This window comes from Paenactinomyces guangxiensis (assembly GCF_016055185.1).
Lineage (GTDB): Bacteria > Bacillota > Bacilli > Thermoactinomycetales > Thermoactinomycetaceae > Paenactinomyces > Paenactinomyces guangxiensis.
Window position 1 is genome coordinate 63,082 of record NZ_JAECVR010000010.1, and the last position, 13,337, is coordinate 76,418.

General features: G+C 47.1%; 12 protein-coding genes and 3 pseudogenes. 7 read left to right on the forward strand and 8 right to left on the reverse strand.

What is annotated here, in order from left to right:
* Nucleotides 1-44 precede the first annotated feature (44 nt).
* From I8U27_RS21135 to pckA, 6 genes and pseudogenes are all read right to left on the reverse strand, one after another.
* On the reverse strand, nucleotides 45-212 hold the full coding sequence (locus tag I8U27_RS21135) for a hypothetical protein (RefSeq protein WP_181752089.1): 168 nt from the start codon (nucleotides 210-212) through the stop codon (nucleotides 45-47).
* Between the two features lie 164 nt (nucleotides 213-376).
* Nucleotides 377-679: pseudogene (locus I8U27_RS10880) on the reverse strand (nucleoside transporter C-terminal domain-containing protein); the annotation flags it as partial.
* Between the two features lie 80 nt (nucleotides 680-759).
* Nucleotides 760-1,326, reverse strand: a pseudogene (locus tag I8U27_RS10885) (ribokinase); the annotation flags it as partial.
* A 93-nt stretch (nucleotides 1,327-1,419) separates the two neighbouring features.
* A pseudogene (locus I8U27_RS10890) lies at nucleotides 1,420-1,647 on the reverse strand (LacI family DNA-binding transcriptional regulator); the annotation flags it as partial.
* A 338-nt stretch (nucleotides 1,648-1,985) separates the two neighbouring features.
* Nucleotides 1,986-2,609 (reverse strand): uridine kinase, encoded by a 624-nt coding sequence (gene udk, locus I8U27_RS10895; protein WP_181752093.1) that lies wholly within the window; start codon nucleotides 2,607-2,609, stop codon nucleotides 1,986-1,988.
* A gap of 241 nt (nucleotides 2,610-2,850) precedes the next feature.
* On the reverse strand, nucleotides 2,851-4,428 hold the full coding sequence (pckA, locus tag I8U27_RS10900) for a phosphoenolpyruvate carboxykinase (ATP) (protein ID WP_198065868.1): 1,578 nt from the start codon (nucleotides 4,426-4,428) through the stop codon (nucleotides 2,851-2,853).
* Nucleotides 4,429-4,866: 438 nt separating this feature from the next.
* Here pckA and I8U27_RS10905 point away from each other — a divergent pair, with 438 nt between their 5' ends.
* Together I8U27_RS10905 and I8U27_RS10910 are read left to right on the forward strand one after the other, a co-directional pair.
* Nucleotides 4,867-5,253, forward strand: coding sequence for a S1 RNA-binding domain-containing protein (locus I8U27_RS10905; protein ID WP_181752094.1), 387 nt, complete (start codon nucleotides 4,867-4,869; stop codon nucleotides 5,251-5,253).
* Nucleotides 5,254-5,599: 346 nt separating this feature from the next.
* Nucleotides 5,600-6,391: an SDR family NAD(P)-dependent oxidoreductase gene (locus I8U27_RS10910; protein WP_198065869.1), complete on the forward strand. Its 792-nt coding sequence runs from the start codon at nucleotides 5,600-5,602 to the stop codon at nucleotides 6,389-6,391.
* A 53-nt stretch (nucleotides 6,392-6,444) separates the two neighbouring features.
* Here I8U27_RS10910 and I8U27_RS10915 read toward each other — a convergent pair whose 3' ends face one another.
* A complete protein-coding gene (locus I8U27_RS10915; protein ID WP_181752095.1) occupies nucleotides 6,445-7,014 on the reverse strand; it encodes a class I SAM-dependent methyltransferase in 570 nt (189 codons plus the stop codon).
* A 13-nt stretch (nucleotides 7,015-7,027) separates the two neighbouring features.
* Nucleotides 7,028-8,014 carry a TIGR01212 family radical SAM protein gene (locus I8U27_RS10920; RefSeq protein ID WP_181752096.1) on the reverse strand — a complete coding sequence of 329 codons (987 nt, stop codon included), beginning with the start codon at nucleotides 8,012-8,014 and terminating at the stop codon, nucleotides 7,028-7,030.
* Between the two features lie 227 nt (nucleotides 8,015-8,241).
* Between I8U27_RS10920 and I8U27_RS10925 the strand changes: the two genes are divergently transcribed.
* The 5 genes from I8U27_RS10925 to I8U27_RS10945 all read left to right on the forward strand — a co-directional run bounded on the left by I8U27_RS10925 (nucleotide 8,242) and on the right by I8U27_RS10945 (nucleotide 13,296).
* Nucleotides 8,242-8,868 (forward strand): GNAT family N-acetyltransferase, encoded by a 627-nt coding sequence (locus tag I8U27_RS10925; RefSeq protein ID WP_232345373.1) that lies wholly within the window; start codon nucleotides 8,242-8,244, stop codon nucleotides 8,866-8,868.
* 3 nt (nucleotides 8,869-8,871) lie between these two features.
* The gene (locus I8U27_RS10930; RefSeq protein WP_181752097.1) at nucleotides 8,872-9,741 is read left to right on the forward strand and encodes a carbon-nitrogen hydrolase family protein; all 870 of its coding nucleotides are present in this window, start codon (nucleotides 8,872-8,874) and stop codon (nucleotides 9,739-9,741) included.
* Between the two features lie 341 nt (nucleotides 9,742-10,082).
* Complete coding sequence (locus I8U27_RS10935; protein ID WP_181752098.1) at nucleotides 10,083-10,940, forward strand: Cof-type HAD-IIB family hydrolase; 858 nt, start codon at nucleotides 10,083-10,085, stop codon at nucleotides 10,938-10,940.
* A gap of 265 nt (nucleotides 10,941-11,205) precedes the next feature.
* Nucleotides 11,206-12,315 carry a pyruvate dehydrogenase (acetyl-transferring) E1 component subunit alpha gene (gene pdhA, locus I8U27_RS10940; protein ID WP_181752099.1) on the forward strand — a complete coding sequence of 370 codons (1,110 nt, stop codon included), beginning with the start codon at nucleotides 11,206-11,208 and terminating at the stop codon, nucleotides 12,313-12,315.
* A 3-nt stretch (nucleotides 12,316-12,318) separates the two neighbouring features.
* The gene (locus tag I8U27_RS10945) at nucleotides 12,319-13,296 is read left to right on the forward strand and encodes an alpha-ketoacid dehydrogenase subunit beta (RefSeq protein WP_181752100.1); all 978 of its coding nucleotides are present in this window, start codon (nucleotides 12,319-12,321) and stop codon (nucleotides 13,294-13,296) included.
* Nucleotides 13,297-13,337 lie beyond the last annotated feature (41 nt).

Genomic DNA, 13,337 nt, shown 5'->3' on the forward strand with positions numbered 1-13,337 from the left:
GATTTATTTCAAGAAGAGGAAGATCCATTCCATTGCAAAGCCAATCAATCGCTTCCTGCTTCATGACATGACTCGTTGTAAAAAATGCGAAACAAAGCGCTCACTGTCGATGTCCAGGCAGACGCGGACCCGGCGGCCTTCTCCCCGGCTTTTTTTCCGGTAAACGTTTTGTCGGCACCGGCAATGACCGGGATATCATCCGCTCCCAGCATCTCCAATACTTGCAGCGTATTTCTGGTTGTCTCCCACGTTTGAATTTCCGAAACCGGTGGTGATTCCCATTATCTTTAATTCCGGTGAATGTACCGCATATGAGACATCATGGCGGTCATTACCGATTCCTTCGTCGAACCGTACAGCACACCCGGTCCGACGTTCAAATCAGCATCCCTGCAATGGAGGCGCTTAACAGAGAAGCCAGTGTTCCCGCCAGCACCGCCCGCACACCATATGTGGCAAGTTCGCTGCGACGATTCGGGGCAATCCCGCCCAAACCACCGATCTGGATGGCTATACTGCTCAGGTTGGCGAATCCGCACAGGGCAAATGTAACGATGGCTACTGTTTTAGCAGACAGCGTATCCATCTGCGGGACAAAAGAGGAGTAGGCGACGAATTCGTTCAACACGATTTTTTGCCCGATAAAATTGCCGGCTGTAACCGCCTCCGACCAGGGTACTTTTTCTACAATGCGTAAAAAGTTATCTTCGGATTCAAATATCAGCCGTAGTGCCGCCACAGGAAAGGACTCGTTCATGCTTAAATATCTCTGAGTTTCAGCTGTAAAAAGGTTTGCACCTGTTCATGTGAAGGCATGCCGCCCTGGGCGCCGAATTTCGTTACTGAAAGCGCGGTTGCCGGATTTAAAATCACCGGAACATGATGATGCTTTGAGATGCGGGCCGCTTCCGCTACCGCATCCAGCGGAATTTCAAGCTGAAGCAATACCACATCCGCTTCTTGAATCACTTTTTCTGCCTGTCGTACTTTTTCCGGGGTTAGCGCATCATTGGCACCCGGCACGACAATAATAGAGTTTTCACCGTTTTCAACCGTAATCGAAGCAATGCCGGTTGCTAAATCTGTAACCGTTTCCACATTTACCGTTATAACGCCCTCTCTTTGTAAATTTGCAGTCAACTCAGATCCAAAGCTGTCATTTCCCGCACATCCGACCATTGTGACGTCAGCCCCAAGCCTCGCACAGGCAACCATTGCTCCTTTTCCCCCGGGAAGAGTAGTAAATTTGCTTCCCAATACAGTCTCGCCCACTGCAGGCATACGGGAAGTTTCCATCACCAGGTCCATATTGATGCTGCCGATGACGGCATTTTCGGCCGTTTCATCATTTACACCTTCCTTGTTGTCTTCCTTTTGATGTGCTGAACGTCCAGCTCGACATGGATCGAATCAAGCTGCTTCCGGAAAAAATGGGTTCGTGATATCAGGCACAATGAGGGTGATGGTCTTTGTTTTCTTATTTGATAAACTTCTGGCTACCATGTTCGGTTTGTAATTTAAATCTTGAATCGCTGTTAACACTTTTTTCTCCGCCTCCCTGTGGACATATCCACTTCGTTTCAATACCCGTGATACAGTCGCCACAGAAACCCCGGATAATTTCGAAACATCTCTGATTGTAGCCATCCGTACAGTCTCCCGATTGTAACCGGTTCCATAATTTTTTAAAAAAATTTACATAAAAACAATTTCCTGCCTGAAACATTTTAAATCGAGATCATTCAATTTGTCAACGCCAAATATAGCCTGTTTTTTCAGACTGCTATAATTTAAGGCGGTCAGCACATTTTATATTGAGTTTAACAGTTAACGGAAAAATTCCATTTTAAAAGATTTTGGTTGATTGTATAAAAAATAAAGTACAGATCAGATATAGTTGCATGTATCATAGTAACCTCCATCTGATCTGTACTTTATCCGTGCCAAATATTATGTAAACCTTGACTTTTCCGGTTCATTTTTGGCTATTCATCTAAATCAAGGTAAGTGCGAATCTGGTTGATCAGCAGATTGATCGCCACTTGATTGTGCCCGCCCTCGGGAATGATCAGGTCTGCATAGCGTTTGCTCGGTTCGATAAACTGCAAATGCATGGGCCGGACGATGTTGAGATACTGATTCATCACCGATTCAAAGGTACGTCCGCGCTCCTGGATATCCCGTTCAATGCGCCGTAAAATCCGTACATCGGCATCGGTATCGACGAAAATTTTGATATCCATCAGATTGCGCAGCCGTTCATCCTCTAATACCAAAATGCCTTCAATAATAATCACATCTTTGGGTGCTAACGGGACGGTTTGATTGGAACGTGTGTGAAGCGAGTAATCATAAACAGGTTTTTCGATGGGCTGGTAGTCAAGCAGCTTTTGCAGATGCCGGATCAGCAGATCATTGTCAAAGGCGAGCGGGTGATCATAGTTGGTCTGTATACGCTGGGCCAATGTGAGGTGGGATTGGTCCTTATAATAGGCATCCTGTTCAAGGTAAACGACTGAATCTGTAAATTGTTCCACGATTTTTCGCGCGACTGTCGTCTTTCCCGAGCCGGTACCTCCGGCGACACCAATCACTACAGGTCTTGTCATAAAGATTTCCTTCCTGTCATTCTATTCCATTTTATTCGTCCACTTTGCTGATCATAGCAATTAAATCATGCTTTTTCAAGATGGATTTATATACAGAAGACAAAAAATACTGATTGCATGGGACCCATTCTTTAAAAAGGATTCAGCTGCCGGAAAGATCAATAGGTACGGTTGAGGCGGAGTTATTTTGTAAGGTTGAAAATACCCGTACTCTTGGAAAGTACGGGTATCCTATCAGGTATTAACAGGTCGGCCCTGCGTTGCGCACTGCTTCCGGAACCTGGGCAAATCTGGAGAAATGTTGATGGAAGAGCCGGGCTAACTCTTTCGCTTTTTGGTCATATTCATCAGTGTTTTTCCACGTATTTCTGGGATTTAGCAATTCTGACGGAACACCCGGACAGGATGCTGGCATTGACAGTCCGAACACGGGATCAGTTGTGTATGAAACTTGATTTAAATCCCCGTTAATGGCTGCGCGAACCATGGAGCGGGTGTAGCCGAGGTTCATACGTTCTCCCGTTCCGTAGGGTCCGCCGGTCCAGCCTGTGTTGACAAGGTAAACTTGCACTCCGTGTTGAGTGATTTTTTCGCCCAGCATTTCAGCATATACATGGGCGGGACGGGGTAAAAAAGGAGCCCCAAAACAGGTGGAGAAGGTTGCTTCCGGTTCGGTTACGCCGCGTTCGGTCCCTGCCAGTTTGCTTGTATAGCCGGACAAGAAATGATACATCGCCTGTTCGGGGGTGCATTTGGCAATGGGAGGAAGCACTCCAAAGGCGTCAGCTGTCAGGAACAGGATGATATTGGGATGGCCGGCGACTCCGGGAATCACGGCGTTCGGGATATAATCAATCGGGTAAGCGGCCCGGGTATTTTCCGTGAGAGAGTCATCTTTGAAGTCAGGCTGCCTGTTCTGATCGAGAACGACATTTTCCAGCACACTTCCAAACCGGATTGCCTGCCAGATTTGCGGTTCTTTTTCCTCACTCAATCCGATGCATTTCGCATAGCAACCGCCTTCAAAGTTAAAAACGCCCCGGTCGGACCAGCCGTGCTCATCATCGCCGATGAGACGGCGTTCAGGGTCGGCGGAAAGAGTGGTTTTACCTGTTCCGGACAGGCCGAAGAAAAGGGCGACATCCCCTGCCGGGCCCATGTTGGCAGAGCAGTGCATGGGAAGAACACCCTGTTCGGGCAACAGATAGTTCATCACACTGAAGATTGATTTTTTCATTTCACCCGCATAGTGTGTTCCGGCGATTACCACCACTTTTCGTTCAAAGCTGACGGCGATTACCGTTTCCGAACGGGTTCCGTCCATACTCGGGTCGATCGGGAACCGGGGGACACAGATAATGGTGAATTCCGGTTGATGTGTTTCTAATTCCCTTTCAGTGGGGCGGATAAATAATTGCCGCACAAACAGGTTATGCCATGCATACTCATTGATAACCCGAATTGGCAGGCGGTAAGAAGGATCTGCTCCGGCAAATCCGTCAAAAATATATACCTCTTTTTCCTGTAAGTATGTTTGTAAGCGATTTAGCATTTGGTCAAATTTTTCCGGAGCCAGTGGTTGATTAACAGTTCCCCAGTCAATCGTTTTTTCCACGATCTGATCTTTCACTATATATTTATCTCTGGGTGAACGCCCGGTAAATAAGCCGGTTGTAGCCCGCAAAGCTCCATCTCCGGCAAGAACGCCTTCCTGTCTGCGCAGAGCTTCTTCTACCAGTTCAGCTGCCGTTAAATTCAGGTGCTTTTTTCCTGCAAGATGAAAAGAAGGTTCACTTTCAGTTTTTATAACCATGCTCATTTGTTCCAGCCACCTTTATTTTTTCCTATGGTTTATCATATGGCAATTATGACATATTAAATCAAGAAAAAGTATAACATAATGATGCCGAAAAGGTGAACCGATACATGATAGTTTCTTTTTCTGACCCTTAAAAAGGCAGCGCGACCGGAAACAAAGCTTCTTGCTGGTGCTTGCGAACGTCTTGTCTCTGTTGTTCCCGCTTCAGTCATTCAACAGGTGGTTAATGGAAATATTTACTCTATTAAGAAGATGAATGTGTACCAGGGATTTTTTATGGTTTACTTTCTATAGGCCGAAAATGTTATTGCTTGAGAGTTCTGTCACTCTTTGCAAAAAAGTAGTAGAGTTATGCCTTGTAGGTATAAATACCCATTGACTTTACAGCAGATAAATGATATTTTGGAACAGAATGAATTCCACTTCGGGAGTGTTATAATGAGTGAGTTAAAGGAAGGGGCCGTCGTACAGGGAGAAGTGATCTCGACCAAACCTTTCGGGGCCTTTATAAAGTTAGAATCAGGGGAAACCGGTCTGGTTCACATCTCTCAAATTTCTACAAAATACGTAGAAAAAGTTGAAGATGAACTTCAAGTAGGTGCAGTTGTCAAAGCGAAAGTGCTTTCCATCGATCCTTCAGGAAAAATTTCCTTATCGATAAAAGCCTTGAGCGAAGATCGCCCTCCACGTGAACGCAGAGGCGGCGGAGATCGCCGGGGCGGACGCAAAGGGCCTGCCGACTTTGAAGACATGATGAAAAAATGGCTCAAGAGCAGTGAAGAACGCTTAAGTGCTCTTGCTGCCAAACAGAAAAAAAATCGTTAAGCGGCGGTTTTATCTTAGTTAGATAAATAACGACATCTTCCTTCATCGGAAGATGTTTTTATGTTTTTTTAACAGTCGGTTCACCTGTATAATAAAATACATTCGCGGATGATCAACCATAACCCCAATATGCGGTTCAATTCCGGCTTGTGTGAAGCTTGCGGATCGATCGGCTCTTTTCCTTATAAAAATCAAATCATTCCAAAGGGGGAATTTGGGCGGACAGATGTTAAAATATAAGTAAATTTTAATATCTGTCCGCCCTTTTCATTAAAAAATGATGGATTTATTTGCCATCTTGGTTATGGATGGTGTGCGGATGATGAAAGGATGAGGTGGTTTGTCCGTGTTCATCCATAAAATGGAGGCTGTTTTGATAACGGGTGCCGGATCAGGGATCGGATATGAATTATCCCGGCTGTTCGCCATGAATGGGTATGATTTGGTGATTGTAGCCGAGAACGGTGAGAGATTGGAGCAACTGGCAACAGAATGGCGCGCGGAATTTGGTGTAAGGGTGCTGGTGATGCCCAAAGACCTGGCACATCCATCTGCGCCGGAAGAGATTGTTTCACAGTTAAAAGAGAAGGAAATTGAAATTGATCTGTTAGTCAACAATGCGGAAATAACGGCGAATGAACCATTTACGGAAACGCCTTTGGAGCAGGAGTTAGCCATGATTCAAGTCAATGTCACTGCCCTTACTCATTTGACCAGACTCCTGATTGGGGAAATGGCTGCCCGCGGCAAAGGGAAAGTGTTAAATGTAGCCTCAACCGTGGTATTCCGGACCAATCCTGGTGACCGTATGGCTGTTTACCGGGCAACACAGGCGTATATATTGGCTTTTAGTGAAGCGCTGGCCCAGGAATTTAAAGAGCAAGGAATTACAGTAAGTGCCTTATGTCCCCGGCCTCCGCAAACGGAACCGGAGAAAAAGACACACTTTCACCAGCACTCCTTTTTTGGGGCCCGTCTATCTGACAGGGAAGTGGCAACTGCGGCATTCCGGGGCTTGATGGAAGGGAAAAGTGTCATTATTCCCGGCATGAAAAATCAACTCTTTGCCAGATCCGTACGGCTGTTGCCGCGGAATATGGTTAAAGAAATCATGCGTAAAATGGAAAATGAAAAGTAGAAAAAAGCGATCCAATACCTTTAGATGGGGTGAATCGCTTTTTTGCGGAATGTTTATCTTTTTTCTATAACCAAAAGCGAAGGGGCATGGCGGCGGTTGACCATTTGTTGCCACATCACCTGAAATTGTTTGGGAGGGAGGGCTGATGCCCAATTTACAACTGCATCTGCCTCTTCCTGTCCCCCCGGGTGTCCGGTGTATAGAGCGAGTGTAATCATACCGCCGGGTGCCAGCCAAACTGTGCCGATCTGTAACGCTTCGATCGTGGTCTGGGGTTGTGTAATAATTTCAGGGTTTCCATGCGGCAAATAGCCGAGGTTAAACATCATTCCCTGAATTTTCCCCTTCACCTCCGCCGGCAGCTTCTCATCCATTCTGTGATGGCTGCATGGAAATAAACGAACCTGATTTTGCCGGCCGGCTTCTCTCAACCGGCGGGCAGTTGATTCAATGGCCTCCTGCTGAATATCAAATCCGAACACGACCCCTTCAGGTCCCACTTGTTCCGCCAGAAACAATGTGTCATATCCGTTGCCGACCGTAGCATCAACCGCTGTTCCGCCGCGGGGGAGGGAATAACTGATCCAGGAACGGGCACTTTGCAAAGTAGAGGGGAGGATCAATGCACTTCTCCTCTCAACCGCCCGCAGTTACAGCCGGTTTGCGGCGGGCGGCCTTTTTCCCTTGCCATGAGTTCCGGCGTTTTAATTCATCATCAATCGCATTTAAAACTTCCCATTTTTTGATGCTCCACATCGGCCCCATCAATAAATCCGGAGGCCCGTCCCCGGTGATCCGGTGAATGGTTACATCAGGGGGGAGCAGTTCCAGCGAATCGGCGACTAAGCGTACATATTGTTCTTTGTCCAGGAACCGGAGTAACCCCTGTTCATACTGCTTGACCATAGGGGTGTTTTTTAACAGGTGGAGCAGATGAATCTTAATTCCCTGAATATCCATATCAGCGCAGGCTTTTACCGTTTCTATCATCTCTTCTTCCGTTTCGCCGGGAAGGCCGTGAATGATATGGACACAGGTGCGAATCCCGTGTCTGCGGAGTTTGTCTACTCCCTCCAGGAAACAGGCAAAATCATGTCCGCGGTTGATCAGTTTTGAGGTGTGCTCATGGATGGTCTGTAAACCGAGTTCAACCCACAGGTAGGTCCGTTGATTCAATTCGGCCAGGTATTCTACCACATCATCAGGCAAACAGTCCGGCCGGGTCGCGATCGACAGACCGACAACCCCTTCCTGGGCGAGTATGGTTTCGTACATGTCCCGCAATACCTCCACCGGGGCGTAGGTATTGCTGAATGCCTGGAAATACCCCAGATATTTGGCGTTTGCCCATTTGGTGTGCATGCGTGATTTTACCTCGTGGAACTGTTTGAGCAGATCATCCCGCCGGTTGCCGGCAAAATCCCCGGAGCCCCTGGCACTGCAGAAAGTACAGCCTCCAACGGCCACTTTGCCGTCGCGGTTGGGGCAAGTGAAACCGCCATCCAGCGCCACTTTAAAGATTTTTTCCCCAAACACCCGGCGCAGATGGTGATTCCATGTATGGTAGCGTTTATCTCCCCAGAGGCGGGGAGTTTCTTTTGAAACTTTTAATGTTGGCTGCATTTCAATCATCCTTTTAATTTCAAAAAGCTATGATCCTATTATACACGATTCAGATGCTTAAGTTTGCAAATCAATGATTGAATCGGTCCTTGAGCCAAAAAAAGTCGGGAGTGTTTGGGTTTTGACATTTTTTATGGTGGAAGCAAAGTATTTCATCCCTTTCTGCCAATCTCCATTATAATGATGTTAGAATGAGGATTTATCTGTTAAAAAGAGAGGTGCCGGTGATGAGCGTACGAGTGCGAACGTACACATTGGACGATTTTGATGGTTTATTGCAAGTGCAGCGGGAAGCCTTTCCACCTCCTTTCCCGGAGGAGTTGCTGTGGAACAGAGAGCAGATTGCCGCACATGTGGAAACATTTCCGGCCGGAGCGATGGTTGCAGAGGTTGACGGAATCATTACCGGGTCGGCTACCTCCCTTATCGTTCAATATACTGGAGAACCGCATACGTGGGCCGAAGCGGCGGATGACGGGTATATCCGCAACAGCCATCAACCGGACGGAGATAGCCTGTATGGGATCGATCTCTGTGTGCGTCCGGCTTTCCGCGGCCGGGGAGTTGCGCAAGCGTTGTATGCAGCACGTAAGGAGCTGGTTAAAAGCTTAGGATTAAAAAGGCTGATTGCCGGATGCCGCATTCCCGGATTCCATCAGTATGCCGGACAAATGGATGCCGCGGAATATGTGCAAAAGGTGGCACATGGTCAGATCAAAGATCCGGTATTAACCTTTATGGTGAAACAAGGCTTAAAGCCGCAGCAAGTTTTAGATGATTATCTGGAAGATGAGGAGTCACTGAATAAAGCAGTTCTGGTTGAGTGGCTCAACCCGGGCCTGAAGGGGAGATAGTTTATGCTGGCTCATGTAGGTGTTGTTCAATATGCGATTCGCCCGCTGTCATCAGAGAAAGACTTTTGGAAGGGGATTCAAAACCATGTGCGGGCCGCCGGAGAGCGTGGAGTGGAACTGCTTGTTTTTCCTGAGTATTTAACGGCTCATCTTCTGGCATTGCAACCCGCTTTGCCCCATCATGAAGCTTGTGCCTACTTAAATGGTTTTACTGACTCATATATACGTTTTTTCCGGCAATTAAGCAGGGATACAGGCATCATGATTGTGGCGGGAACTCATATCCATGAGGAAAATGGGGCATATGTCAACGAATCGTTTTTCTTTTTTCCTACCGGTCGGATCGAAAGGCAAAAGAAACTTCATTTAACTCCTGAAGAGCGTAAGGTCTGGAAACTGACCCCGGGGGAAAATTTGCAAGTCTTTGACACCCCTGTCGGAAAGGTAGCTATTTTAATTTGTTATGATATTGAGTTTCCGGAGTTATCCCGCATCGTTTCAGATGAAAAGGTGGAGATCATTTTAAATCCCACCTATACCGATACGATGGCTGGTTATTATCGGATTCGCCATTGTGCTCAGGCAAGAGCGGTTGAAAATCAAAGGTATATTGCTGTGTGCGGGATGACGGGGAAATTACCGGAGGTTCCGCAGATCGATACAGGGTATTCACAGAGCGGTTTTTTCTCCCCCTGTGATCATCCGTTCCCGCCTGATGGAGTACTATCTGTTTGTGAGGCAAATGTTGAAACACTGGTTTCTTACCGGCTGGACTTAAATTTCCTTAAACAAAACTGGGAGCAGGGGCAGGTTTCCCCTTATAAAGACAGGAAGCAGGAACTGTACCACCGTTTAGAAAGAAAACCCTCATGATCTTGGCGCACACCCCTGGGATGAAAGTGTGAATCATGCCGGGCAAGCAGAATTCTTGGGAGCGGCTTTGGCGACCGACCTGGCGGGAAAAACGGAACAAGGGAAAAAGCGAGGCAACACTTCTTTGAATCTGCCCTGCCGTTTGCCTGCGCCTCTTGTGCCGTTTTTGGAGCGGCCATTTCCACCTTCCTCGCAGGGCGCCGATCGGGAGCGGGACAGAATTCTGCCTCCCCCCTTAGACACACACTTTCACAAAAAATAAGGAAGGGAGCTTTCTGGCTCCTTTTTTGTTTATATTGTGACAAAGGTTACAATGGTTTTGTACAGAAGGAGTGGATAATGTGATAAAACTGATTGCAATTGATATGGATGGAACATTATTAAGCAGCCGCGGAGAAATCAGTTTGGCCAATAAAAAGGCCATCCAACAGGCACAGCAAAAAGGAGTTCTGGTGGCTATTGCTACAGGCAGATCTTATGAAGGAGCGATGAGGGTACTGCAACCCGCCGGAATCATTTGTCCGGTGATTCATTTGAACGGAGCCCGTATCTGCTCCGAAGAGGGAGTATTGTTACAGTCAATTCATCTGGATCGCCAGGTGGCCCTTCAGATTCATCAGGCATTTCAAGAGGCAGAGATTTACCATGAACTTTATACAGATGAAGGGATTTTTTCCAATCGTGACGGACACAACCACCTGAAGGTGGAGATGGATAAGTTGCAAAGCGCCAATCCGTCCATTCAACCGGAAATGTTGCAGATGGCAGCCAAAAAACAATTTCAGCAAGCCGAGGTAACAGAACGGAAACACTTGGAAGATGTAATTGTTGACTCGTCTTTTCATATCTACAAAATGTTAGCCTTTTCGATGATAGCAGAAAAGCTGGCCGAGGCACGCACCAAAGTCAGCGGATTAGAGGGGATTGTACTCACCGCATCAGCTGGCAACAACATCGAGATTAACCACCGTGAAGCGCAAAAGGGCATTGCTCTGGAAAGGTTGGCACAACAACACCGGATTCCCGCCGGGCAGACGATGGCGATCGGAGATAACCGCAACGATTTGTCCATGTTAAAAATAGCGGGTGTCAGTGTAGCGATGGGCAATGCGGACCAGGAAGTCAGAGAAGTATGTGATTACGTCACGCAAACCAACGATGAGGATGGAGTAGCAAAAGCGATTGAAAAGTTTATCTGATATCCCGGGAGAGGAAGAATTCACCAGTCAGCGTTTCATTTTGTAATCAATTGAAGAGTTTATGTAAAAGCTACAGTAAAAGAGGTTATTTGACAAATTTTATCGAAGTTGTATTATTGTATTATAATGTATTGTTTCAAACGGGGAGAATCAATAAAAATAAGTTTTTTTAGTGATTTTTTATTCCTGTTATAAAACAGTTTTGGCTTTTGAATATAACAGTTATGCGCTTCCACTTATAACTTGAGGATGAGGTGATTTAATAATGGCCAAGACCAAACAGCTAGTAAAGGGGCTGGCGAAAGCCGAAGTCAGGTTGGAGCCGATTAAAGCTTTTTCTATTCTTTCACCTGACGGCAAAGTAGTGAATAAAGACGAAATGCCTGATCTCAGTGATGAGCAACTGAGAGAATTAATGCGGAGAATGGTATTTACCCGTGTTTGGGATCAACGGGCCGTCGGTCTGGCTCGCCAGGGCCGTCTTGGTTTCTATGCGCCTGTTTCCGGCCAGGAAGCAACCATGATCGGAAGCGAATTTGCATTGGATAAAGAGGATTTCATTCTCCCGGGGTATCGTGATATTCCTCAGCTTTACTGGCATGGCTATCCTATGTATCAAGCATTTCTCTGGTCTCGCGGCCATCAGCACGGCGGTGAAATCCCGGAAGACGTTCACGTATTAATGCCGCAAATTATCATCGGTGCCCAGTATGTACAAACATCCGGTGTGGCGATGGGCTTGAAAAAACGCGGTAAACGCAATGTTGCGATTACATACACCGGTGACGGCGGCAGTTCGCAAGGGGATTTCTATGAAGCGATGAACTTTGCAGGTGTATATAAATTACCTGCCATTTTTGTTGTGCAAAACAACCGCTATGCGATCTCTACCCCGGTTGAAATTCAAACTGCAGCCCAAACGATTGCACAAAAAGGGGTTGCTGCTGGTATTCGCAGTGTTCAAGTGGACGGAATGGATGTATTGGCTGTTTACAAAGTTGTATCCGATGCAGCGGAAAGGGCACGCAACGGTGAAGGTCCTACCTTGATCGAAGCATTAAACTACCGCCTTGGGCCCCACTCGATGTCCGGGGATGACCCGACCCGCTACCGTGCCAAAGAAGAACCAACCGAATATGAAGCGAAAGAACCGCTGGTCCGGTTCCGTAAATATCTGGAAAACAAAAAGCTGTGGACGGAAGACGATGAAAATGCAGTAATTGAAGAAGCAAAACAAACAGTGGCTGATGCGATCAAAAAAGCGGAAGCCTATGAAAAGATGACCATTCCCGGTCTGATTGACAGCATGTTTGAAGTAACTCCTCCACATCTGGAAGAGCAGAAAGCGGAGTATACGGGCAAGGAGGGCAAATAACAGATGGCACAAATCACAATGGTAAAAGCAATTAACGATGCACTTCGTGTCGAACTCAACCGTGACCCGAACGTATTGATCTTTGGGGAAGATGTAGGGAAAAACGGCGGTGTCTTCCGAGTTACCGATGGATTGCAAAAAGAGTTTGGAGAAGATCGGGTCTTTGACACCCCCCTGGCAGAATCCGGAATTGGCGGATTAGCTGTTGGCCTGGGCACTCAGGGCTTTCGGCCGGTTGCGGAGATTCAGTTCATCGGATTTATCTTTGAAGCGATGGACTCCATTGCCGTTCAGGCTCCTCGAATGCGCTATCGGTCCGGAGGAAGATACAATTGCCCGGTTACCTTCCGCACTCCGTTTGGCGCAGGGGTGAAACCGCCTGAATTGCACGGAGACCCGCTGGAGGGGTTGCTTACACAAACGCCGGGGATCAAAGTTGTTGTTCCGTCCAATCCTTATGATGCCAAAGGCTTGATGATTTCCGCGATTCGTGATAATGACCCGGTCTTCGTCCTGGAACATTTGAAACTTTATTTCTCCAAAGGGGAAGTTCCCGAGGGTGAATATACCATTCCGCTGGGAAAAGCAAATGTAGTACGTGAAGGCAGCGATGTAACCATTATTACGTACGGGGCAATGGTACATACATCGCTCAAAGCTGCCGAACTCGCTGCTAGAGAAAGAGGCGCCAAAGTGGAAGTGATTGACCTCCGGACCATCAGCCCGATTGACACAGAAACCATTATTAAATCTGTTGAGAAAACCGGCCGGGCCATCGTTGTTCAAGAAGCGCAAAAATCCGCAGGAGTTGCCGCGGAAGTAATTGCGCAAATTAATGAGAAAGCAATTCTGAAGCTGGAAGCTCCTGTGTTGCGTGTAACTCCGCCGGATACGGTCATTGCCTTCCCGCTGATCGAGGAAGAATGGATTCCCTCCGCTGCCCGTGTCGTTTCGGCAATCAATAAAGTTCTTGATTTCTAACGTTAATACCCTGACCATTGCAAGTAACAAATCAAACAATC

Coding starts and splice junctions, on each gene's coding strand:
- I8U27_RS10945 (WP_181752100.1), top strand. CDS start 12,319: ATGGCACAAATCACAATGGTAAAAGCAATTAACGATGCACTTCGTGTC.
- pdhA (WP_181752099.1), top strand. CDS start 11,206: ATGGCCAAGACCAAACAGCTAGTAAAGGGGCTGGCGAAAGCCGAAGTC.
- I8U27_RS21135 (WP_181752089.1), bottom strand. CDS start 212: ATGCTGGGAGCGGATGATATCCCGGTCATTGCCGGTGCCGACAAAACG.
- pckA (WP_198065868.1), bottom strand. CDS start 4,428: ATGAGCATGGTTATAAAAACTGAAAGTGAACCTTCTTTTCATCTTGCA.
- I8U27_RS10920 (WP_181752096.1), bottom strand. CDS start 8,014: ATGCAGCCAACATTAAAAGTTTCAAAAGAAACTCCCCGCCTCTGGGGA.
- I8U27_RS10925 (WP_232345373.1), top strand. CDS start 8,242: ATGAGCGTACGAGTGCGAACGTACACATTGGACGATTTTGATGGTTTA.
- I8U27_RS10930 (WP_181752097.1), top strand. CDS start 8,872: ATGCTGGCTCATGTAGGTGTTGTTCAATATGCGATTCGCCCGCTGTCA.
- udk (WP_181752093.1), bottom strand. CDS start 2,609: ATGACAAGACCTGTAGTGATTGGTGTCGCCGGAGGTACCGGCTCGGGA.
- I8U27_RS10905 (WP_181752094.1), top strand. CDS start 4,867: ATGAGTGAGTTAAAGGAAGGGGCCGTCGTACAGGGAGAAGTGATCTCG.